This is a genomic window from Planococcus sp. MSAK28401, assembly GCF_018283455.1.
In the GTDB taxonomy this organism is placed as follows: domain Bacteria; phylum Bacillota; class Bacilli; order Bacillales_A; family Planococcaceae; genus Planococcus; species Planococcus alpniumensis.
Genome location: NZ_JAAMTH010000001.1, coordinates 1,794,372 through 1,817,174 on the forward strand (window position 1 = coordinate 1,794,372; position 22,803 = coordinate 1,817,174).

Sequence of the window (22,803 nt, forward strand, 5' to 3'; positions counted from 1 at the left end):
AACACGTCCTTTCGGGTTCTACCACTTGATCTTCGGTTCGGTGCCTGCCCGGATTCTCGCGATGTTCGCGCGATGCCGGTAAATGATGAACGTGGCCAGTGTAAAAATGACAGCCATGAACAGGTAATCACCGGTATTGATCGTGTAGATGATCGTATAGATAACCGAGACGACAGCCAAGATGATTGACGACAAGGATACCATCTTGGTGATCTTCAACGCAATCAACAAGACCGCCACGGCGAGTAAAAACAAGGGCCATTGATAGCCGAGCAAGATCCCGCCGGATGTGGCCACGGCTTTGCCGCCTTTAAAGCGCGCAAATACTGGGAACATATGGCCGATGACCGCGATGACTCCCAAAATAAGCGGGTGGACATCGGTCACCATAACGAGCGGCAACAGCGTCGCGGCTGTGCCTTTTAGAATATCCAGGATGGTGACGACAAATCCCGCTTTTGGCCCCAGCACGCGGAATGTGTTGGTCGCCCCTAAATTGCCGCTGCCCTTCGTCCGAATGTCCGTGTTGTAGAAAAGTTTTCCGATCCATAATGCTGAAGGGATGGATCCGAGTAAATAAGCGATAATTACCGGAAGCAAAATGTTCATGATTGACTCCTTTGGGGTACACTGTTTTCTTTTCTACAGTTTACCATGACCGAAGAGACAGAAACAATAGATGGCGGATTATTCAACAAACGGCCCCGTTTCATGTATGATAGACTAAAAGGACAGGTGATTTTGTTGAAAAACCCAGAACGCACAGAAATCAAAGAAGTGCTCGACACGGCCAAGACCATTGCCGTTGTCGGCTTGAGCCCGAATCCGATGAGAACCTCGTATATGGTATCCAAAGCCATGCAAGATGCCGGCTACCGCATCATCCCGGTCAATCCGATGGCGGATGAAGTGCTCGGGGAGAAAAGCTACGCGACGCTTGCGGACATTCCGGAACCGGTCGACATCGTCAATGTGTTCCGCCGCAGCGAATTCTTGCCGGCCATTGCCGAAGATTTCCTCAAGATCAAAGCGCCGGTGTTCTGGACGCAGCTGAACGTCGTCGATGAAGAGGTCTTCAATCGCCTCCACGCGGCCGGGCACACGGTCATCATGGACCGCTGCATCAAAGTCGAACATGCCATCCTGAAATAGCAGCTTTCACGAAGGGCGCCTAGCGCTCTTTTTCTATGAACATTGACAGGAATGCCTGGAATGGCATACGATTAAAAGAAGAGAGTATACGAACAAATGTTTGTTGGAGGGAAATAGATGGCTAAAACGAACAGCAATGCATACAACGAAGAAGCGATCCAAGTTCTAGAAGGGCTGGATGCCGTACGCAAACGCCCGGGGATGTACATCGGTTCGACCGATGCCCGCGGGCTTCACCACTTGGTCTATGAAATCGTAGACAATTCCGTTGATGAGGCGCTTGCCGGCTTCGGCGACCGCATCACAGTGACCATTCACGAAAACAATAGCATCAGCGTGCGCGACTATGGCCGCGGCATGCCGACCGGAATGCATAGAAGCGGCAAGCCGACACCGGAAGTCATTTTGACGGTGCTCCACGCCGGCGGGAAATTCGGGCAGGGCGGCTACAAGACAAGCGGCGGGCTCCACGGCGTCGGCGCATCTGTCGTCAATGCCTTGTCGAGCTTTTTGGAAGTGACGATCCACCGCGACGGGCGCAAATACCGCCAGCGTTTTGAAAACGGCGGCAAACCCGTCACGACTTTGGAAGAGATCGGCAAAACGAAAGAATCGGGCACCTTGATCCACTTTCTGCCCGATGAAAGCATTTTTAGCGTAGCCAAGTACAATTACGACACATTGAGCGAACGTTTGCGCGAATCCGCGTTCCTCATGAAAGGCATGAACATCGAGTTGATCGATGAACGCAGCCAAACCGGTGAGAGCTTCTTTTATGAAACCGGTATCAAAGCCTTTGTTGAATACTTGAACGAAGAAAAAGACGTGCTCCACAAAGTGGCGTATATGGAAGGGCAGAGCGATAGCCTTGAAGTCGAATTCGCGTTCCAGTTCAACGACGGCTATTCCGAAACGATCCTGTCGTTCGTCAACAATGTCCGCACACGCGACGGCGGGACGCACGAAACCGGTGCGAAAGCGGCGATGACCCGTGTATTCAACGATTACGCACGCAAAATCAATTTATTGAAAGATAAAGACAAGAACCTCGAAGGCTCCGACATCCGCGAAGGCTTAGCGGCCATCGTGTCGGTGCGCATCCCGGAAGCTTTGCTGCAATTTGAAGGCCAGACCAAGAGCAAACTCGGCACAAGCGAAGCCCGCGGTGCCGTTGATGCGGTCATCTCCCAGCAATTGATGTACTTCCTCGAGGAGAACGCCGAACACAGTGCATCACTCGTCCGCAAAGCAATACGGGCGTCTCAGGCGCGTCTCGCCGCACGAAAAGCGCGGGAAGATGCTCGAAATGGCAAAAAACGCAAGAAATCCGATACGTTATTGTCCGGCAAATTAACGCCGGCGCAGTCGCGCAACGCCAAAAAGAACGAATTGTACCTGGTCGAGGGTGACTCGGCCGGCGGTTCGGCCAAGCAAGGCCGCGACCGGACGTTCCAGGCGATCTTGCCGCTGCGCGGAAAAGTCGTCAACACCGAAAAAGCGAAATTGGAAGAAATCATGAAAAACGAAGAAATCGCCACCATCATCCACGCGATCGGCGGCGGCGTATCTTCCGACTTCTCCGTAGACGACATCGCCTACAACAAAGTCATCATCATGACCGATGCCGATACCGACGGCGCGCATATCCAAGTGCTGCTGTTGACGTTCTTCTACCGCTACATGAAGCCGCTCATCGAAGCCGGCAAAGTGTTCATCGCGCTGCCGCCGCTTTATAAAGTGTCGAAAGGCGTCGGCAAAAAGGAAGTCGTCGATTACGCATGGACCGAAGCGGATCTTGACGAGTCGATCAAGAAAATCGGCAAAGGCTATATGCTCCAGCGCTATAAAGGCCTCGGGGAAATGAACGCCGACCAATTGTGGGAGACGACGATGAACCCGGAATCGCGCACCTTGATCCGTGTGACGATCGAAGACGGCGCGCGCGCTGAACGCCGCATCACGACCTTGATGGGCGATAAAGTCGAACCGCGCCGCAAATGGATCGAAAACAACGTCGACTTCGGCTTGGAAGACGACAGCAATATTCTCGAAAATGATTTGATTCACGCTGAGGAGGAACTCGTATGACACAAACCGAACGTTTCCAAGATCTGCCCTTAGAAGAAGTCATCGGCGATCGGTTTGGCCGCTATAGTAAATACATCATCCAGGACCGCGCGCTGCCGGATGCCCGCGACGGGCTCAAGCCGGTACAGCGCCGCATCCTGTATGCCATGCACCACGAAGGCAATACCAACGACAAAGCGTTCCGGAAATCCGCCAAAACGGTCGGGAACGTCATCGGCAACTATCACCCGCACGGCGATAGCTCCGTTTACGAAGCGATGGTGCGGCTCAGCCAGGACTGGAAAATCCGCCATATGCTTGTGGAAATGCACGGCAACAACGGTTCGATGGACGGGGATTCCCCGGCCGCGATGCGGTATACGGAAGCGCGGCTTTCCGCGATTTCCGGCGAATTGTTAAGAGACATCGAAAAACGCACCGTTGAATTCATCCCGAATTTCGACGATGTGGACGTGGAACCGACCGTACTGCCGGCGCGTTTCCCGAACTTGCTCGTCAACGGCTCAACTGGGATCTCCGCTGGGTATGCAACCGACATCCCGCCGCATGCGCTGCACGAAGCACTCGATGCTGTCCTCATGCGCATCGACAAGCCGGATGTAACGATCGATGAATTGATGACAGTCATCAAAGGCCCGGATTTCCCGACCGGCGGCATCATCCAAGGCGTCGAAGGCATCAAAAAAGCCTATGAAACGGGACGCGGCAAAATTGTCGTCCGTTCCAAAGCGGCCGTTGAACCGTTAAAAGGCGGCAAAGAACAGATCGTCATCACGGAAATCCCATTTGAGGTGAACAAAGCGAGCCTTATCAAGAAAATTGATGACCACCGCTTCGACCGCAAACTCGACGGCATTTCCGAAGTGCGCGATGAATCCGACCGCACGGGCCTTCGCATCGTCATCGAATTGAAAAAAGAAGTGCAGGCAGCCGGCATCTTGAACTATTTGTACAAAAACACCGACCTGCAGATCAGCTATAACTTCAATATGGTGGCAATCCATCACCGCCGCCCGACAATGATGACCTTGCCGACGATGCTCGATGCCTATATCGAACACCAAAAAGAAGTCGTGACGAAACGCTCGGAATTCGACCTGCAAAAAGCAAGCGACCGCATGCACATCGTCGAAGGCTTGATCAAAGCGTTGTCGATCCTCGATAAAGTGATCAAGACCATCCGTGCGTCCAAAGACAAACGCGACGCAAAAAACAATTTGATCGCGAAATTCGAGTTTTCGGAAGCGCAGGCAGAAGCGATTGTCTCCTTGCAGCTTTACCGACTGACGAATACCGATATCACCGAGCTCGAAAAAGAAGAGGAAAGCTTGCGCAAATTGATTGCCGAGCTGACCGGTATCTTGACGAGCGCGACGAAATTGAAAAACGTCATCAAGAAGGAATTGCAGGCGATCCGCAAGAAATTTGCTGAGCCGAGACGCTCCGAAATCGAAGAAAAGATTGAAGAATTGACCATTACGCGTGAAATCATGATTCCAAGTGAAGAAGTGGTCGTCACTGTCACGAAAGAAGGCTACGCCAAACGGACGAGCCCTCGCTCGTATGCCGCTTCGAACGGCAAGGATTTCGCCATGAAAGACAGCGATCATCTATTGTTCGAGGGCAATCTCAATACGCAGCATACCATCTTGATCTTCACGACCGGCGGGAATTTCGTGTTCCAGCCCGTCAATGAATTGCCGGACATCAAATGGAAAGACCTCGGCCAGCATTTGTCGAGTATCGTCACATTGGACTCCAACGAATCGGTGCTCGCGGTGTTCCCGTTTGAAGACTTTGAACAGGATGCGACCATATTGACCGTCTCCAAGTTCGGCCAGGTGAAGCGTTCGGCGCTGAAAGACTACCAGGTGCAGCGCTATTCACGCGCCATCAAGACGATGAACTTGAAAAAAGGCGACGACATGATCTTCGCAGGGCTCGTGACGAACGAAACCGAATTGTTTTTGGCGACGAAAATGGCGTATGGCGTTCGCTTCCCGCTCGAAGAAGTGCCCGTAACAGGGCTGCGGACGGCCGGCGTCAAAGGCTTGAACTTGAAAGAAGGCGACGAGGCGGTGTCTGCGGTCATGATCAATGCAGCACAGCAGCCAGATCTCGTGCTCGCGACGCAGCGCGGAGCCGCCAAAAAAATGAAACTGACGGAATTCGAAAGCGGCAGCCGTGCCAAACGCGGGGTCATCATGCTGCGGGAATTGAAATCCAATCCCCACCGTGTAGTTGCTGTCCTCGGCACAACCGGAAAAGAAGAAATCCTGCTTGAAACCGCCAAAGGCTTGCGCATCCCGATTGCGCCAGGCCGCCTGAAAGCGGTCGACCGTTATTCCAACGGGTCGTTTATCGTAGACGAAGCAACAGACGGCGCCGTCACGGCAGCTTACTTAGTGCCCGTTACCGAATAACCCCAAAAGGCGTTGAATGAATAAATCATTCAACGCCTTTTTATTATAGATTCATCTATTCATTGGAAAAATCGCCACAATGATTACTGAATAGCGTATTGAATACATTCTTTTTGCCAGCACCCAAGCCAATATGAAGCACCAAACAGGAGGCGTGTATATGACGATATTGGAAACCGAACGGCTGTGGTTGAAGCCTTATCAAGCGGACATGGCGGATAGCGTTTACGCCGTGATTCAAAAACGCGAAATTGCCGATACGATGCTGATGGTGCCGCATCCGTATCCGAGAAAACAGCTGGATGGGTGGCTCGACTATGTCCAAAAAACTTTGACATCGGCCACGCCTTTGAATACGCAGTCTTCACGAAAGACCAGCCTGCCCGCTATATTGGCAATTGCGGATTGGTCGCGGTGTCAAAAGCCCATCACTCCGGAGAAATCGGCTATTTCATCGATCCTGCCGAGTGGGGGCAGGGCTATGCGACAGAAGCGTGCCGATGAGTGCTGGAACAGGCATTCACTGAACACGGCCTGAACCGCGTATTCGGCCGCTGCCTCGCGCGCAACCCAGCGTCGAGGCGAGTGCTTGAGAAGGCGGGCATGGCGTTTGAGGGACGGTTCGAACAGGAGTTTTTCATGGACGGTGCCTATGAAGATATCGAGTATTTGGCGCTACTGAAACAGGATTACGGCACGACGCAACAAGACACGCCGTTTTGAATGCCTGCCGCTCCTCTCGAATTAGTCAGCAGCTAATGCAAAATTGATTAGCTCGTAGTGAAAGAAATTGTGCTATAACACACAATATCTATTGTTTGATTTTTCCTGCAATTCCGAAAATTCCGTTGACAGCCCGTGTTTGGCTTTCTATACTTGATATATAACAGTTGGACACAAGAGACACGAGAGGGGTTTTCGAAATGATCGTACCATTGACACCGCTGGACTGGAAACGACGCGCGGCAAAATATTATCCGGAGAAAGTAGCCGTGATCGACGGAGACAAGCGTTTTACGTATAAGGAGTTTGCCCGCCGCTCTGACCAGTTGGGGATTGCCCTACATAATGCAGGCATCCAGGAACAAGACCATGTCGCTGTGATGCTGCCGAATACCCATTATATGCTCGAAGCGTTCTATGGCATCCCGCCGCTCGGGGCGGTCATCGTGCCGCTCAATTACCGTTTGTCTGCCAAAGACTTGGGCTATATCATCAAGCACAGCGACGCGAAGATGCTAATTGTCGATGCGGAATACGCCAAGATCATTGAAGAGATCCAAGACGACTTGCCGATCGAGAAATATATTATCGCGCCGGCTGAAGGGCATGAGACAAATCTTGCGGGCATTGGCTACGAGGAATTTATCGGAGCGGTCACAGACGATGAACGATTGCCGGCTGTGGAACTGGATGAAAACCAGATGCTGTCGCTCAATTACACGAGCGGCACGACGTCAAACCCAAAAGGCGTCATGCAGACGCACCGGACGAATTATTTGAACGGCGCCAATTTCCTGCATCATTTGGAGATCAAATTTGACGATGTCTATTTGCATACTTTGCCCATGTTCCACACGAACGGATGGGGCGGTGTCTGGGCGATCACAGCAGCTGGGGCCACGCATGTGTGCTTGCGCAAAGTCGACCCGCCACTCATCCTCGATCTGTTTGAAAGCCACGGCATCACCTCCTTGTGCGGTGCACCGACGGTCGTCAATATGCTGGTCAATGAACCCAAAGCAAAAACCATTGAATTGAAGACCAAGATCCGCATGGGCACGGCCGGTGCGCCGCCTGCTGCGGCACTGATTGCCAAAGCCCAAAAGACACTCGGCCTCAACATGATGCACGTTTACGGGCTGACTGAGACCTCTCCATTCATTTTGTACTGCGAATGGAAAAACGAATTCGATGCATTGGATGCTGACCAACAAGCGAGCATCAAGGCGCGCCAAGGCATTGAACTGGCTTTTAACGGGGAAACGAAAGTCGTTAATCAGGGAGACGGAAAAGAAGTCGCCTGGAACGGCAAGGAACTCGGGGAAATCATCACCCGCGGCAACGTCGTCATGGCGGGCTATTACAAAGACCCGGAAAAAACCGCGGAAGCGATCCGCGATGGCTGGTTCTATACCGGCGACCTCGCCGTGACGCATCCGGACGGGTTTATCGAAATTCAAGACCGCATCAAAGACATGATCATCTCAGGCGGTGAAAACATTTCGTCTACGGAAATCGAAGGCGTGCTCTATAAGCATCCGGCGATCGCAGAAGTGGCGGTCATTGCCGTACCGGACGAGAAATGGGGCGAAGTGCCAAAAGCCATCATCGTGCTCCACAAGGGAGCGGAAGTGACCGAACAGGAAATCCTCGACTATACGCGTGATCATATGGCACGCTTTAAAGTGCCGAAATCGGTCGACTTCGTGGAATCCTTGCCAAAAACCGCAACCGGTAAGCTACAGAAGTTCCAATTACGTGAAATGTATTGGGGCGGCGGCAAGAAAGTCAATTAAGGCATCTAAAAAAGCGAGAACTCCTCAACCGGGAGCTCTCGCTTTTTTTATTGGGAAGCATTCTTTTTCGGGCTGCGTTTACGGATCAACGCAATCAATAGCAAAATCACCAAGCACATGCCGAGTACGCTATACAACAGGGAGCGCGGCAGCCACAACACCAACCCGAACGCGACCGCAATTTCAATAGCCACTGCCGGCAATTTCCCAAGCGAACTCGCCGCGAAAAAAGCAGGCGCCGAAATCCGTGTTAAGGCAGCGCCTGCCGTGACGGCACCGGACGGGACAAATGGCAAGATGCGCAGCGACAATACGGCCCACCAAACGCTTACAGGGGATTGATTGCGGAAAAACCGGAACCAGGAACGCTGCTGCCACGCATCCGGGATATGCTTTGCCCCGTAGCGGTACAGCCAAAATCCAAACAGTGCGCCGAAGATTTCCCCGCTGATGGACAATGCGCTGCCGCCGATCAACCCGAAGCGGTCGAGGTTGATTGGGGTGATGAGAAGGCTCGGGATGAATCCAAGCGTGCCGATGGCGATATTGGCGATTAACAATAAGATGAATTCCAACGAGCGGAGCAGCCCTTCCATTAGCGCGTCACCTTATTTACCGGCCCAATAGATGCGCTCATCGCTTGGCCTCGAGGTTTTGCTGTTGCTCACGAAACCGTTTTGGCGTGCTGCCATGATGGCGTGTAAAAGCAGCGTGAAACTGTGTGGCGCTCTTGTAGCCGCAAAGCCTGGCAATGTCCGCCACAGATTGCTCTGAAGCCAGGAGCAGCTGCCTCGCGCGTTCCATGCGGCAGCTGATGACGAATTGCAACGGCGTCCGGCCGACCGAGTCCTTGAAATGGCGGCTGAAATGGAATTTGCTGAGTCCGGAAGCGGCAGCGGTGGATTCAAGCGAAAACGGCAAATGACAGGTTTCTTCCATGTGATGCAAAATAGGCGCCATGTTGGAAGGGATAGCTGCTTGAATCGGGACGCTTTGTGGTTTTGCCGCAGTCCCGTAAAGCCAGTGGAGCAAAAGCTGTGCTTGTTTCGACGAAGCAGGAGCGCTATGTTGCAGCTCACGGCCCAGTTCGTCAATCACGGAAGCGAGAAAAGCGGGATGAGCAGGATAAGTGAAACAGATCGCGTTATTTACTGACTCAAGGGGATGCGTGACCAGCAGTCTTTGATAGCGCTGTTCACTGCTTGAAGCAAAAGACAGCGCGTGCCATTGGCCAGGAGGAATCAGCGCAAGTGCTCCTGGCCCAAGCGTTAGGCATTCGGCGTTTGCGGTGAGTTCAAGTTCCCCCGATTCCACCCACAGCCATTCTGCCAGTTGCTGGTGGCGGTGGAGCGGGATGTGCGCGGACTTTCCGGTTGCGACGGTCATCGATTCAATGGCATGCAATTCAAACGTACGGGTCATGTTCAGCCAACTTTCAGGGAAAGAATATGTTTATTATAGCAAGAAATGAGAAAAAGATCGGAAAAATTGCGGGGAAAAGACCGAAACAGACTATATTAACCGCAAGAATTGATAATCACAACTGGTTTCGCACAAGCACGATCCACTTTATTGGAAATAAAGGAATGTTCCGCTGCATGCCCATAAAAAAGAGGCTTCCGGTGAACGGAAACCTCTTTTAAAAACGGATCGTGACTGTTCAGCACACCGAATCGTTGGATTTCGGGACCGACAAGCCGAACAAGGGCCGCAAGTACAAGGCGAAGAACGTACCGGCGAGTGCCAGAATGCCCCAAATATAGCCGTGCAAGCTAAAGGAAGCGATCCCGCCGAAATATGCGCCGATGTTGCAGCCGAACGCAAGACGCGCCCCGTAGCCCATCAGCAAGCCGCCGACAACAGATGCCCAGAAATTGCCCATCGTGATTGTGGTGAACTTGAACAAGCCGCCAGCTGCTGATGCGAGAAAGGCGCCGAGGATGACCCCGAAATTCAACACGGTCGTGGAATCCGCGAAAATGGACGATTCAAGCATCGCGGCGTTCGCCCCTTGCCAGTAGCCCCAGCTTGCGACGTCCATGCCGAAGAACTCAGCAATTTTCGAGCCCCATAATGCGAATGCGGAGGTGATGCCCCAAGGCGTTCCGCGCGTCATCAAGGTCAATGCGTTCAATACAGCGAGTGCGATCGCTGCGGCGAACAACGGCCAAGATCCGCGGAAAATGCGTTTCCATCCCGTGGTGGTCGGAAGCGGCGCCATTTTCGGTGCGCGTTTCTTTTTCTCGATAATCAAAGTAATCCAAGCAATAAGCCCGAACAACGCAATCGACACGAGCCATGCACCGCCATAGCCAAGTCCGGTCGAGGTGGCCAGTGACACCGGTTCAAAAGCCGGTAAATCTTCTGTCCAAAACGGCAGATGATACGCGCCGACCGTCGCACCGATAATAAAGAACAATAGCGTGATGAACATGACCGAACGTCCGCCGCCGATCGCATACAGCGTACCGGAAGCACAGCCGCCGCCGAGCTGCATGCCGATGCCGAAAATGAACGCACCGACCACCAAGCTGACGCCGACCGGGGAGACATATCCCGAGACGCCGGTGCCGAAGAATGAATAGCCATACGCCAGAATCGGCGCGAACAAGGTCACGGCGACTGCCAGCATGAGCATATGCGATCGCATTGCCTGGCCGTTTCCGACCGACATGAAGCGGCGGAATGCGGAGGTAAAGCCGAACCGTGCATGGAATAAGGTATAGCCGAGCAATAGCCCGATGCCAAGCAGCACAGTTTGTGCGATATGCTGCGTAGCGAGTAAATACACCGTCAACAACGCCGCTACCGCAATGCCCCCGGCAATCAAGGATTTCTGCGGTGCGTTCAAGGCGGTTGTGTCGCGGTAGACGGGATCGTTTACTTCATTGACGGGTTGGACCCGTGTGCTAGTCGTCATGTAAAACATCCTTTTCTGAGTGATATAGTAGGGAATAAAACATTATATTAAAGGAGCGTTTAGGGAAAGTCAACGAAGCGGCTCGCACTTGGCAAGCACGCGGCTAGTGCCTGTCAGAGAGGTTAGTAAAAATGAATTCAGGGAATAGAAAGATAATAAAAACTGCTTTTACCTTTAGGTGAAGGAGGCGGGCGAGAAACTAATGAACAGAGGATGCTCAACGATTTTGGCCATTTGGTTTTAGTGATGGAAGTGAGGTGAAGCACCATGGACAATACGTTGTGGATCAATTTGCCGGTAAAGGATCTGCAGGCAGCCCAGGCTTTTTATGAGCAAGCGGGGTTCTTGATGGCAAAGGCGGATTCGAGCAATGCCCAGCAGGCGGCGTTTTACGTGGAAAGCCAACAGCTCTATGTAATGCTGTTTCCGCAAGAAAGTTTTAAAGCCTTTACGCAGCAAGACATAGCAGATACCTCAATCGGTTCTGAGGTATTGTTTACGCTATCCGCCAAAACCCGTGAAGAAGTCGATAACTTCATGTTCCGCATCGAACAGGCAGGCGGCACTGTCTATGCACCGCCGGGTGAACGAAACGGCATGTACGGAGCGGGGTTTTCGGATGTGGACGGTCATCGGTGGAACTTTCTGGTGATGGACATTTAAGCCGGTAACTCAAGATGAAACCGGAAGCGCACATGAGGAGGCGCTTCCGGTTTTTTTCTATGGCATGCGAATGAATAACTGTGGATTTTATCGATATGGAGACAAGTGGAGCGGAATTGCGGTACGATGGATGAATAGATCAAAGGTTTTGACTATTTCTGGATGATTTCTTTCATGCAGCTAGGAGCGGGTGCACTGTGAACAATAAATTCCTTTTCGCGTTTCTCGTCATCATCACCACCAGTTTGATGGGTTCTTCGTTTGCGGTCGGCAAAATCGGCCTTGAACACGTCTCGCCGCTGCTGTTGGTCGGGATCCGTTTCACGATTGCGGGCATTTTGATGGCCCTATTCGTCAAGCTGTTCAAGCGCAAGCACCCACGGCAGCGTTCCGAATGGCTGTATATTCTCGTCATCGGCTCTTTCCAGACCGCTGGCGTCATGGGCTGCATTTTCCTGAGCCTGCGGACGATCACGGCCGGGGAATCCGCCATTTTGACGTTCACCAATCCTTTATTGGTGGTCATTTTCGGCACTGTCGCACTCGGCATCCGCTACCGATTGGTTCAATGGGGAGGGGTGCTGCTTGGGTTTTTCGGCGTTTTTATTACGATGGGCAGCCAAGTGAACTTGGAAGTCGGCACCTTGTTCGGCTTCGGCAGTGCCGTCTCCTGGGCAATCGGCACGTTGTTGATCAAGCATTGGGGCATTCGGTTCGATACATGGGTGCTGACGGCGTATCAAATGCTGTTTGGCGGCTTGATTTTGCTGATGGCGAGCAGCTTGTTGGAAACCCAGCGACTGACGATCAATCCCGAATCGCTGTTTATCATTTTTTGGCTGGCGATTCCGGCATCGATCATTCAGTTTGCAATTTGGTTTTTCCTGCTGCAAAACGGCAATCCTGGGAAAGTGAGCGCCTTTTTATTTCTGGCGCCATTTTTCGGCGTCATCTCAGGATGGCTCATTTTAGGGGAGCAAGTCGGGGTGTCGCTGATCATTGGGGGCGTGTTGATCTTTGCAGGCATTTTCATGGTGAACTGGCCGGAAAAGCGGCCGGAAGCGGCAATTCCTGGAAAAGCGATATGAAAGGGCACATTAGTGATTGTATGTAAATGAAGGATATTGTAGACCGATAACAGGCAGCAACTAAATCTAAACTGCAGCTAGAAGCCAGCGGAGCGGTTTATGGACAACTTTAAAAAAACATTCGATCTAAAAGACGTATGAATACAGCGATGCATAATTGAGTGTCAGAATCATCAACAGGCTGACGACTACGAGTCGAATTGATTTGCGAGAAGCTGACAAGAAATTAAACCCAAACCAGAACGGCTGACCAACAGCTGAACCGGTTTGGGTTTTTAATTTACTCATCATTTTAATTGGCGCAACGTTCATTGCTAAAAACTGATAAAATCATTCAAACAAACGAATTACTCAGTGAACGGAAAACTAGCCGGTTTCACTAAAAAAATCGGTTTCATCTCACTGTCTTGAGTATACTTATTAAATGAAACGCAACTTCCTATAATTTATATTATGTAAACTAAAATTTAAAAACAGCCTTTATAAATGTTCAACCGGTCCCCCTCGTCCGTATCTAGTGTTGCCTGAAACTGGTTTGAGTTTATATCAACTTCTCGTTCTGCACTCCGGATTTCTCGCGATGTACTTTTTTCGGTATGCACCTTCTCCTAACGCTGCAACTAATTTAAAATGCGCTGCAAGCTCCAACTGGCTTCGCTTAGTGCTTATTCGACTTGTGGCGGCACCTTGCCATTGATAATTTATTGCTGAGCTCATCCCAAAATCCATCATAGGCATCAACTAGTCCATTCAAAAACCCATCCCGGAATCGATTCCAGGATGGGTTGTCACTCTATTTTCCCATTATTTATATTGGTTGCTGCGTTTCATATCGCGAATGGCCTGAATCGATAACCTGACGAGCAAAATGACGCATAAGAACAATCCCCCGTATGCGGCTGTATTCAAGTAAATTGCGTACACCGTATCGATGAATTGGGCAATCGCCAGCAAGGCTGCTGATATGAACCCGAACGTAATTCCCGACATCAATAAGACGAACCTGGAAAATAACTGCATGACGAATCCGGAGTTATGCTTATCGGAAAACACGTCATGGTGCAAAATAATCTTGCCGCCTTCTACTCGACGGATCAATTGGTCGATGCGTTTCGGCAGTTTGGCGACTTCCGGCAAGATGAGCACCAATTCCTCCTCGATGCGTTCTTTTGTCGCGAGCGGCTGTTTAAATGGTTTTTTCAACACAGAGGTTTTGTATTCTTTCGCGAAGCTTTTCGCTTCCGTGAACATATCAAAATTCGGGTCGATGGTGTGCAGGGTGCTGTCGAGGCTGATCAACGACCTTAACGCAATCCCGACGGACGGATAAAACGCCAAACCGAATTCGCGAATGACATCGAATAAGGAATGGATCAATTCGGCGGTTGGTATGCGGTCGACATAGGAAATCTTCAGTAAAATCTCCCCGATAGCCTGTTCAAATTTCGCCCCGTCGATTTTCTCGCTGTTTTCCACCAGCTTTCTGACCGCATCATGGACGATGCTTGCATCGTTTTGCTGGATGCCGATGATGAAATGATTGAGCGCTTCTTGCTGAGGCGCTGTTAAGCGACCGACCGAACCAAAATCAAGCAAAATGGGTTTGCCATCCGTTTCATCGATGAAAATATTCCCAGGATGCGGATCGGCGTGAAATATACCCGAAAACAGCATTTGTTCCAGAAATGAAAACAGCACCGTGCGACCGAATTTTTTCGGTTCGACATTGAAATGGCGAAACACCGCATCGCCTTTTGAAATGCTTTTGCCCTGGAAATACTGCATGACAATAATCGTTGAATTGCTGTATTCCCGGTAGACTTTCGGGATTTTGACTTGATTTTTGCTGTCTTCCAGGGCATTTCTCACTTGGATCATATTGCGCATTTCGATTTCGAAATCGATTTCCTCGCGCAAGCCGTTGGCGAATCCGACTGCCAATTCACGGAATCCGATATTTTGTGCCCATGTGGATTTGCTGGACACCCATTCGGCAAATTCCACGAGAATATCTAAATCGTCTCGCATGATGGCGCTCACTTCCGGCCGCTGCATCTTGATGATGACTTCTTCATTGGTCTTGCGCAGCACACCGCGGTGTATTTGGCCGATTGATGCCGAGGCGAGCGGTTCTTTCTCGAGCTTGGAAAATACTTCTTCAATGGGCTGTGCCATGGATTTTCTCAAAATTGCCGTCACTTGCTCTTTTGGCAAAGCTCTGACGTTTTGCTGCAGCTGGCTCAGTTCCTCGATGAAGACAGGTGCGAACAAATCCGTCCTCGTCGACAATACTTGGCCGAATTTGATGAACACGCCCCCGGCTTCTTCAAGCGTCCTGCGGAAAGCGACCGCAAGCTCCCGGTTGTTTTCGCGGTGCCGCGCATACTTCAATGTGCTGGAAATGCCGTTCTTGACTGCAATCTCCAGCACTTTGCTTAAGCGTTTCTGGCGTCTCCAACGGCTGCGCAGCCTTTTCCAGATGAATTTGCGGTTCGTGATGCGTTCACCGCGGTCACCCAGTTCAATCGGATCGAATAATTCCAGTATCAAGTAGAATAGCATCGAAATCATCAACATGCTGCCGATCCAAATGACGGTGCTGGTGTCTGTCAGCATCGTTGCGAAGGCATCGTCCATGAATTCGGTATAACGCAAATAGGAATACCAATAGACAAATGTCGTTAGGACAATCCCCAGCACGACGGACAATATACGTTTTGTGAAATTCACTTTCGACCCCATCAACCGGCCGCTGACGAAATAAATAAAAATGGCGATGACCAGCATTTCAGCAATCATCCGTACATATATGACCATTCGCGGACTCCTTTCGCTGAACCATAGAACCAACGATAAATTGCTGGTTCGTTTTTTAGAATACAACTATATTCCTTCTACATATGTACTTTCGAGGTATCGCCATACCCTTCCTGCTTTTTGTTTGCTGTGAATGAATTTTGCTTGTTGGCGGTTTTTTCTTTTTCATATTAAACCTTATGTAGTTTATTACATTTATATTTTATATCCAGCTTATCCTGCTGAATTATCTTTTTCACTCGTGGGATTCCGCTTGCTCCTTGACCCTGTTCATGAAGTTCAACACGGTATTTCGGGCTGCTTTTTTGCTGCCTGCCAAAAGCATCATTTTCCCTGTGACGCTCATGCCTTTGTTTTGCCCTTCATAAACAAAACGCGTGCTCTGCGCTGACTCTTTTTCCAAACTGAACGCATAGCGTACTTTGAACATCTGCCCCATCTCAAAAGCCGTCTCCCTGTATTTTCTTTCCGGTTCATCCACATACGACAAGGTTTCAACAATATAGCGTTGCTGCTGTTTGCCCTCCGTATACACTTGCGCGTGTTTTGCGCCTGCTGCATTATTCTCCCCTTCGAGCAGATCGTGTGATTCCACTTTTGGCATGATGCGCTGGATCTCTTCGTCCTGGAACAGTTCCCAAACCCGGTCAATCGGTGCTTCGATGACCATTTGCTCTTTCCATTTGACCATTTTTCTCATCCTTTCATGAACTCTTTTCTACAATTTCTTCAAATGCATACCGCTGTCCGCCAATTCCGTTACAATGGAAAAAGTACAACGATATGGAGTGATCTGATGAGAACCTCAACGATACTGTTTATTTTTTTACTGGTGATGCATCTATTGACCGTCCTCAACACCTTGTTGTTTGGCGGCAATTTAAATGATCTCGTGTTCTGGTTCAATTCCGCCTTATTTATGGCGGCGCTCGCTGTGTTTGTTTACCGGCGCGGCATATTCGACGCCAAAGAAACGCCTGCTGGCGAAACTGCCAAAAAACACAAATGAATTGCTGCCATCAGCAATTCATCAATCCCCTGTAAAACACCGCCTGAGATGGGCGGTGTTTTTTCAATTAATTCTTTTCATATGATTGAAGAATTTCTTCACATTTACCGGACAGCATGCCAGACCCAGCGAAACCTCGCAGCAAGCCTTTGACGGTCAGGTTCGTGAATTTAGGACCCATGCCCGCTGCCTGCTGTTCAAAAGCTTTTATATCGCCGCTATAGCCACGGATCAATTGCGTGAATACCTGCAGTTCAGCTTTTGACAAATCATGCACCACGATCGCCTCGTGGATCGTTGGCTCTTGCATTTTCTCTTCCAATAGATTCCCGAGCAACACTAACAGAGTCCGGTTATGAAACTTCAGTTTTTCGATTTCCTGATGCAAGCGCTCGGCTTCATCGTGTCCCATCTGCCAAGCTCCCTTTACTTCATTGTAATCACTTTGTATTCGTATCCTTCAGTTCGAGGTGATCAATGAAATTATATTTTTGGATCTCCCAGCGCTGGCTGGCATAAGACAAGTGATTCATGCCGCCATTTTGCAAACGGACTTCGCCGTCGTATTCCCCGTACGCCAATTGTTCCAGTATGGCATTGATGACGCCACCGTGCGCCACAACGAGCACACGCTGGTTCCCGAAGCGTTCATTGAGTTGAGCAAGCCCATTTGACAACCTGCCGTGGAATTCTTCCGGCTGTTCCTGGCCAGGGTAATTCTTGTCCGGATACAAGCCGTAACGCTCTTCCGCTGTCATGCCTTCTGCTTTGCCGAAATGCTTTTCCTGGAACTCTTCCATTTCAAATACCGGCAAACGCATCGTTTCGTTGATGATCGCCGCGGTCTCTTTGGCGCGCTTGAGCGGGCTCGTCACGATGACGTCCCACGCTTCTCCCGTCAAATGATATCCACACGCGCGTGCTTGCAACTTCCCTGTGTCGTTCAGCGGCACGTCCGTCGTTCCTTGGATGCGGCCTATCTTATTCCATTCTGTTTCTCCGTGCCGAATCAGGCAGATTGTCGTCATCGTCCTCTACTTCCCTTCTGCTGTTAGTTGATTAATTGCTGCCAGCCATCAATCTTCGCGTTGTTTTGTTTTGCGTTGTTTGCTCCAGCGCCAGAACATAATCGCTTCCCCGATCACCACACCAATCGCACCGGCAGCGACCAAGGTCGATGTATCCGGGTCATCGTTGATCAAAAATGCAATGATGACGCCCACTACGAGTCCGCTCAGTAGAACGGCATATGCATTTTTGCGTGATTGCAGATAATCCACTTTCTCGCACCCTTTCTTGTTGCTTATTATTCCATCTTGCCGAAGTTTTCCTGAGAACGCAAGAATTGTCAGCATCCAGAGTTGCCTGTACTGCTATATTGTCTTGTATGCTGGTTTTAATTTTTTCAATAACCTTATGTAGTTTAATACATGTAAATTAAATAAAAAGATATTAAAAAAATAGAGCCAGTTTCGGCTCTATTTCGTTTCAACCACGAACGATGTCATTTTTGTGATTTGCAGCTCGCCGTCTCCTTGCCATTCATAAAAATCGCAATAACAGTATTTACGCTCCCTATCATTTCCGCCTGTTGCGGTCATGACGCCTTTTACCGCACCTTCCTGCCCCGCCGCAATGATGGTGTCGATCTCAAACGCCATCTGCGTGTAATCCTGCATCCCAAAAGCCGCATCCACTACTGCCTGCCTTCCCTTTAAAGGCATCGTCCCGACCATGATCCATTCCACATCGTCCGAAACATGCTGTTCAATGAATTCTTTCTTGCCTTTGAAAAAAGCATCGTTGAAATCCCTTAAAAAATCGGTGGTACTGCTCGTCTTCATGGTTTTCCACTCCCTCATACTAGTAAGGATTCATTGGCTGAACAGCTGATGCTTTTTTTATCTGAATATTCAACTTATTTACAGTTTACTCTCTTTGCTGCACCCTGCCTAGCCTATTGTTTCCGATTTCCCCTGTTTATTTCGCTTCCAACTCTTCAAGCTTGATTTTTTCGTTGCTTGTCTCCCTTAAATGGTTATAATGGAAAAATGCATTGTTACATTAAGCACTGGGAGGATACATCCATATGGCCAAAAAACAATTTTTCATTACCGCAGAAGAAGGCTTGCATGCGCGTCCTGCTGCAGCACTTGTCAGTGAAGCGAACCGCTTCCAATCAGAACTCTCGCTCGAATTCAAAAACCGGACTGTCAACTTGAAATCCATACTCGGCGTCATGGGGCTTGGGATTCCGACCCGCTCTACCGTCACGATCCATGCGGACGGTGAGGACGCACAACAAGCAATACTTGGCACAACCGCCCTATTGGAAGCGCAAGGCATGATCGATTCAGGGCAATAACGCCTTTGAGCGCATTTAACAGCCGCTGTTCCATAGGCACAAAAAAACCGCCATCCGGTAATTACCGGATGGCGGTTTTTCAATTATGCAGCTGTCGTGATATTTTTCTTCAGCAAGCCGACGAGAATCGCTGTCACGAATGAACCAGCGAGGATAGCGGCCAAATACATCAAGATACTTGAAATTGCACCGCCGTCTATTAAGCCAATGACGAATACGCCGCCGTGTGGTGCACGAAGCCCGATGTCAAACAACATGACGAGCGCGCCGGTCGTGGCCGCACCTGCAACTGCTGACGGGATGACACGAGCCGGGTCGGCTGCAGCAAACGGGATGACGCCTTCAGTGATGAAACTAGCGCCGAGAACATACGCCGTCTTGCCGGCTTCGCGTTCCGGCTTGGTGAATTTCTTCTTGAACATCGTTGTTGCAATGGCCAGTCCAAGCGGTGGGACCATGCCCGCTGCCATAACGGTTGCCATGAAGTTGAAGTTCTGTGCATCGAGCATGGCGATGCCGAATGTGTAAGCGGCTTTGTTGACCGGGCCGCCCATATCGACTGCCATCATGCCGCCAAGTAAAAGTCCGACAAGAACCAGATTGGTGCCGCCAAGGCTTTCAAGGAAAGCGGAGATTCCAGTATACACTTGAGTCAAAGGCGGGTTGATCAGCATCATGATGACCCCTGTGATCAGAATGCTGAATACCGGGTAGAACAATACCGGTTTCAATCCTTCCAGGCTTTGCGGAATGCCCGAGAACACTTTCTTCACTAGCAACGTCACGTAACCGGCAAGGAAACCAGCGATTAAACCGCCGAGGAAACCGGAACCGCCGCTAGCTTCTTCAACGCCTGTGACCGTGATTGCAAGCAAGCCACCGATCATCCCTGGAGCAAAACCTGGACGGTCAGCAATGCTCATCGCGATAAATCCGGCAAGGACAGGAACCATCAAGAAGAACGCCGTGCCGCCGCCGATGGTTGACAGCATCGCAGCAAACTCATTGTATTCCGGGCTATTCGGATCTGCCGCGTTAATGCCAAAGAAGAACGACAGGGCGATCAAGATCCCGCCGCCGACGACGAATGGCAGCATGTTCGAAACGCCGTTCATCAAATGCTTGTAGAATCCTGATTTTGTCTCTGTGCCGGCATCCGCATCTTTGGTACGGTCATGCTTATAGACAGGCGCATCTTGTGCCAGTGCGCGGTCCAAAAGCTGGTCCGCTTCGTAGATCGCTTTGCCGACTTGCGTTTGGATGACGTGCTTGCCATCGAATCTTGCCATTTCAACTTTTGTATCGGCAGCGACGATAATGGCATCCGCTTCCGCGATTTCTGCATCAGTCAAGCGGTTTTTCACGCCGCTCGATCCGTTCGTTTCCACTTTCAAGTTGATGCCGCGCTCTTTCGCACGCCCGTTAAGCTTCTCAGCCGCCATATAGGTATGTGCGATGCCTGTCGGGCAAGCCGTAACCGCTAGGATCTTGCCGCCTGTAGCGGGTTCTGCTGTGCCGGCAACCGGTGCGCTGTCATCTGCTTGTTCTGGGCCGTCCACTTCCGCTTCTTTCGCAGAGACGATATCAAGCACTTGCTGTTTCGACTCGGCTTCTAGGATATTGACGCGGAATTTCTCATCCATCAAAAACGTTGCGAGGCGAGACAAGGCTTCCAAGTGATCATCATTTGCCCCGGCTGTTGCCGCAATCATGAAAAACAGCTGTGCCGGCTGCCCGTCCAACGATTCAAAGTCAATCCCGTCAAAAGAACGGCCGAACGCAATGGCCGGTGTTTTGACCGCTTCGGATTTTGCGTGGGGAATGGCGATGGTATCGCCGATCCCTGTCGTGCTTTGTTCTTCGCGTGCCAGGATATCTTTCGTGAATTGCTTTTTGTCTTTCAATTTCCCGGCCTGGTCCAGTTGCCCAGCCAGTTCGTCCAATACTTCCCGTTTGGAGCGGGCTTTCAGATCCAGAATGATGGTGTTTTCCGTCAATAATTGTGTAATTCTCATTTTGTCACATCCTTTTCTTCGAATGGGGTTACGGTTACTTCTGGGAGCAATTGTTCCACATCTGCCTGTTCGCATAAATCGGTCCGAAAAGCAGTGGCGCTTCCGCTGGCGACGCCGTATTGGAACGCTCTATCTGGCTTTTGATGCTGAATATAAGAAGCGATGAATCCTGAGACTAAGGAATCTCCAGAGCCGACGGTGTTGACGACTTTGCCTTTTGGCACCTGGGCTGTGTAGCGATGTTCACGGGAAGCATAGATGGCTCCTGCCCCGCCCATGGAGACGACGACATGTTGGACCCCTCTTTCCACCAGCAGGCTGGCATAATGGAAAGCTTGTTGTGGGGTGGTGATTTCCACCCCGAACATCTCTCCGAGTTCATGCTCGTTCGGTTTAATGAGGAAAGGCTTCGTGTCCAGCAATTCCTTCAGCGCGGGACCTGACGTGTCGAGCACGAAATGAATGCCCCGCTCCTGGCAACGATCGGCGAGATCCTTGAAGAATTGGGTCGGAACCGATGACGGCAAGCTGCCCGCCAAGACGAACCAATCGCCTTGTGCCATAACGGCAATCTTTTCTTTCAATTGTTCAAGCTGCGCTTCCTCCAGCACCGGGCCTGGCCCATTCAATTCGGTTTCTTCGTCGGTCTTGATTTTGACATTGATTCGCGTGATGGCGCCGGTATCGATAAAATCGGTTTCGATGCCTTCTGCGTCCAGGAACTCTTCAATAAAGCGCCCTGTAAAACCACCAGCGTATCCGAGCGCACGGCTTTTCAGGCCCAAACGGCTGAGTACGCGCGAGACATTGATGCCTTTGCCGCCGGGGTAATAATACACTTCATCCGAACGGTTCAAGGCGCCGCTTTCAAAATGCGGCAAATAGGCTGTGTAATCAATGGATGGAGCGAATGTGCATGTGTAGATCATTGTGTCACCACCTTAATTGTCGTTTGTCGTTCGATTTCTACTAATGCATCATCCGGCAAGCCGTCGATGATAAGTGCGGACCGGCTTAAGTCGAATATGTGCGCAAAACTGACTTTGCCGAATTTTGATTGGTCCGCCAGCACATAACAGCTTCTGGATAATTCCCCGGCTCTTCGTTTGACGGCCGCTTCTTCGGGGTCCGGTGTCGTGAACCCGTGGCCGGGGTGAATCCCGTTGACGCCAAGAAAGCTTTTATCAAAGCGGTAATTCTCCAGCGACTGGTTGGCCTGAGGACCAACCAAAGCACCCGTGCGCGACTTGATGAATCCGCCCGTCAAATAAGAAGTGATCCCATGCTCGATCAAGGCTTCCAGATGGCTCAGGCCATTTGTGACAACGGTTACATCTTTATCTTTTAAAAAAGGAATCATTTGCGCCGTCGTCGTGCCTGCATCCAGGAACAGCGAGTCTCCTGTTTTGACGAGTGAGGCCGCATAGCGCGCGACCAGCTGTTTTTCCTTTAGGTTCTTTGCTGCCTTATCCGACAGGCTCGGTTCTGGCACATTTTGGGCGACCCGGCTGGCGCCGCCAAAAACGCGTTCCAGCTTCTGTAATTCCTCAAGTTCCGTCAAATCCCGGCGGATGGTGGATTCTGAAGCCGCTGTCAGTTCGACCAGCTCCTGGATTTTAATGCTCTGCTTTTCTTTCAAAAGGTTTAAAATCAGTTGATGCCGCTCCGTGGTCAGCATTCCCTCACCTTCTTTTCTTTTCTGATTAAATAGATAATACTTGAAATCGTTTTCAAAATCAATCAC

General features: G+C 50.5%; 23 protein-coding genes. 10 read left to right on the forward strand and 13 right to left on the reverse strand.

Going from position 1 to position 22,803, the window contains the following annotated elements; all coding sequences use genetic code 11:
• Positions 1 to 18 precede the first annotated feature (18 nt).
• Positions 19 to 609: a glycerol-3-phosphate 1-O-acyltransferase PlsY gene (gene plsY, locus G3255_RS09195; RefSeq protein ID WP_211654200.1), complete on the reverse strand. Its 591-nt coding sequence runs from the start codon at positions 607 to 609 to the stop codon at positions 19 to 21.
• A gap of 129 nt (positions 610 to 738) precedes the next feature.
• On the opposite strand from plsY, the gene G3255_RS09200 reads away from it, so the two are divergent.
• From G3255_RS09200 to G3255_RS09220, 6 genes are all read left to right on the forward strand, one after another.
• Positions 739 to 1,152, forward strand: coding sequence for a CoA-binding protein (locus G3255_RS09200; protein ID WP_211655809.1), 414 nt, complete (start codon positions 739 to 741; stop codon positions 1,150 to 1,152).
• Between the two features lie 117 nt (positions 1,153 to 1,269).
• Positions 1,270 to 3,240 (forward strand): DNA topoisomerase IV subunit B, encoded by a 1,971-nt coding sequence (gene parE, locus G3255_RS09205; protein WP_211654201.1) that lies wholly within the window; start codon positions 1,270 to 1,272, stop codon positions 3,238 to 3,240.
• On the forward strand, positions 3,237 to 5,663 hold the full coding sequence (gene parC, locus G3255_RS09210; RefSeq protein WP_211654202.1) for a DNA topoisomerase IV subunit A: 2,427 nt from the start codon (positions 3,237 to 3,239) through the stop codon (positions 5,661 to 5,663). The genes parE and parC overlap by 4 nt, the downstream gene beginning before the upstream one ends.
• Before the next feature lie 160 nt (positions 5,664 to 5,823).
• Positions 5,824 to 6,201, forward strand: coding sequence for a GNAT family N-acetyltransferase (locus G3255_RS20390; RefSeq protein ID WP_442757075.1), 378 nt, complete (start codon positions 5,824 to 5,826; stop codon positions 6,199 to 6,201).
• Positions 6,168 to 6,386 carry a GNAT family N-acetyltransferase gene (locus G3255_RS20395; RefSeq protein WP_442757076.1) on the forward strand — a complete coding sequence of 73 codons (219 nt, stop codon included), beginning with the start codon at positions 6,168 to 6,170 and terminating at the stop codon, positions 6,384 to 6,386. Before G3255_RS20390 ends, G3255_RS20395 begins: the two co-directional genes overlap by 34 nt.
• A 200-nt stretch (positions 6,387 to 6,586) precedes the next feature.
• A complete protein-coding gene (locus G3255_RS09220) occupies positions 6,587 to 8,182 on the forward strand; it encodes a long-chain-fatty-acid--CoA ligase (RefSeq protein WP_211654203.1) in 1,596 nt (531 codons plus the stop codon).
• Between the two features lie 47 nt (positions 8,183 to 8,229).
• Here the strand turns inward: G3255_RS09220 and G3255_RS09225 are convergent, their stop codons facing one another.
• The 3 genes from G3255_RS09225 to G3255_RS09235 form a co-directional block, all read right to left on the reverse strand.
• Positions 8,230 to 8,778, reverse strand: coding sequence for a TVP38/TMEM64 family protein (locus tag G3255_RS09225; protein WP_211654204.1), 549 nt, complete (start codon positions 8,776 to 8,778; stop codon positions 8,230 to 8,232).
• A gap of 37 nt (positions 8,779 to 8,815) precedes the next feature.
• A complete protein-coding gene (locus G3255_RS09230) occupies positions 8,816 to 9,604 on the reverse strand; it encodes a helix-turn-helix transcriptional regulator (protein WP_211654205.1) in 789 nt (262 codons plus the stop codon).
• Positions 9,605 to 9,842: 238 nt separating this feature from the next.
• The gene (locus tag G3255_RS09235; RefSeq protein ID WP_211654206.1) at positions 9,843 to 11,102 is read right to left on the reverse strand and encodes a YeeE/YedE family protein; all 1,260 of its coding nucleotides are present in this window, start codon (positions 11,100 to 11,102) and stop codon (positions 9,843 to 9,845) included.
• A gap of 267 nt (positions 11,103 to 11,369) precedes the next feature.
• On the opposite strand from G3255_RS09235, the gene G3255_RS09240 reads away from it, so the two are divergent.
• Together G3255_RS09240 and G3255_RS09245 are read left to right on the forward strand one after the other, a co-directional pair.
• On the forward strand, positions 11,370 to 11,765 hold the full coding sequence (locus G3255_RS09240; RefSeq protein ID WP_211654207.1) for a VOC family protein: 396 nt from the start codon (positions 11,370 to 11,372) through the stop codon (positions 11,763 to 11,765).
• Positions 11,766 to 11,962: 197 nt separating this feature from the next.
• On the forward strand, positions 11,963 to 12,853 hold the full coding sequence (locus G3255_RS09245) for a DMT family transporter (protein ID WP_211654208.1): 891 nt from the start codon (positions 11,963 to 11,965) through the stop codon (positions 12,851 to 12,853).
• A gap of 804 nt (positions 12,854 to 13,657) precedes the next feature.
• On the opposite strand, the gene G3255_RS09250 is transcribed toward G3255_RS09245, so the two are convergent.
• Complete coding sequence (locus G3255_RS09250; RefSeq protein WP_211654209.1) at positions 13,658 to 15,670, reverse strand: ABC1 kinase family protein; 2,013 nt, start codon at positions 15,668 to 15,670, stop codon at positions 13,658 to 13,660.
• A gap of 235 nt (positions 15,671 to 15,905) precedes the next feature.
• A complete protein-coding gene (locus G3255_RS09255) occupies positions 15,906 to 16,361 on the reverse strand; it encodes an SRPBCC family protein (RefSeq protein ID WP_211654210.1) in 456 nt (151 codons plus the stop codon).
• A gap of 105 nt (positions 16,362 to 16,466) precedes the next feature.
• On the opposite strand from G3255_RS09255, the gene G3255_RS09260 reads away from it, so the two are divergent.
• Positions 16,467 to 16,679 carry a hypothetical protein gene (locus G3255_RS09260; RefSeq protein ID WP_211654211.1) on the forward strand — a complete coding sequence of 71 codons (213 nt, stop codon included), beginning with the start codon at positions 16,467 to 16,469 and terminating at the stop codon, positions 16,677 to 16,679.
• 67 nt (positions 16,680 to 16,746) lie between these two features.
• Here G3255_RS09260 and G3255_RS09265 read toward each other — a convergent pair whose 3' ends face one another.
• The 4 genes from G3255_RS09265 to G3255_RS09280 all read right to left on the reverse strand — a co-directional run bounded on the left by G3255_RS09265 (position 16,747) and on the right by G3255_RS09280 (position 18,523).
• Positions 16,747 to 17,091 carry a hypothetical protein gene (locus G3255_RS09265; RefSeq protein WP_211654212.1) on the reverse strand — a complete coding sequence of 115 codons (345 nt, stop codon included), beginning with the start codon at positions 17,089 to 17,091 and terminating at the stop codon, positions 16,747 to 16,749.
• A 28-nt stretch (positions 17,092 to 17,119) separates the two neighbouring features.
• Positions 17,120 to 17,707, reverse strand: a complete 588-nt coding sequence (locus tag G3255_RS09270; RefSeq protein WP_211654213.1) for a histidine phosphatase family protein — start codon at positions 17,705 to 17,707, stop codon at positions 17,120 to 17,122.
• A gap of 48 nt (positions 17,708 to 17,755) precedes the next feature.
• Positions 17,756 to 17,959 carry a hypothetical protein gene (locus G3255_RS09275; RefSeq protein ID WP_211654214.1) on the reverse strand — a complete coding sequence of 68 codons (204 nt, stop codon included), beginning with the start codon at positions 17,957 to 17,959 and terminating at the stop codon, positions 17,756 to 17,758.
• Positions 17,960 to 18,157: 198 nt separating this feature from the next.
• Positions 18,158 to 18,523 carry a nuclear transport factor 2 family protein gene (locus tag G3255_RS09280; protein WP_211654215.1) on the reverse strand — a complete coding sequence of 122 codons (366 nt, stop codon included), beginning with the start codon at positions 18,521 to 18,523 and terminating at the stop codon, positions 18,158 to 18,160.
• 245 nt (positions 18,524 to 18,768) lie between these two features.
• Between G3255_RS09280 and G3255_RS09285 the strand changes: the two genes are divergently transcribed.
• Positions 18,769 to 19,044: an HPr family phosphocarrier protein gene (locus G3255_RS09285; protein ID WP_211654216.1), complete on the forward strand. Its 276-nt coding sequence runs from the start codon at positions 18,769 to 18,771 to the stop codon at positions 19,042 to 19,044.
• 83 nt (positions 19,045 to 19,127) lie between these two features.
• On the opposite strand, the gene G3255_RS09290 is transcribed toward G3255_RS09285, so the two are convergent.
• Genes G3255_RS09290 through G3255_RS09300 form a run of 3 tightly spaced genes read right to left on the reverse strand, consistent with a single transcriptional unit; the run spans position 19,128 to position 22,737 of the window.
• Entirely contained in the window at positions 19,128 to 21,059 is a 1,932-nt protein-coding gene (locus G3255_RS09290) for a PTS fructose transporter subunit IIABC (protein ID WP_211654217.1), read from the reverse strand.
• A complete protein-coding gene (gene pfkB, locus G3255_RS09295; protein WP_211654218.1) occupies positions 21,056 to 21,988 on the reverse strand; it encodes a 1-phosphofructokinase in 933 nt (310 codons plus the stop codon). The genes G3255_RS09290 and pfkB overlap by 4 nt, the downstream gene beginning before the upstream one ends.
• On the reverse strand, positions 21,985 to 22,737 hold the full coding sequence (locus tag G3255_RS09300) for a DeoR/GlpR family DNA-binding transcription regulator (protein WP_211654219.1): 753 nt from the start codon (positions 22,735 to 22,737) through the stop codon (positions 21,985 to 21,987). Before G3255_RS09300 ends, pfkB begins: the two co-directional genes overlap by 4 nt.
• Positions 22,738 to 22,803: the final 66 nt, after the last annotated feature.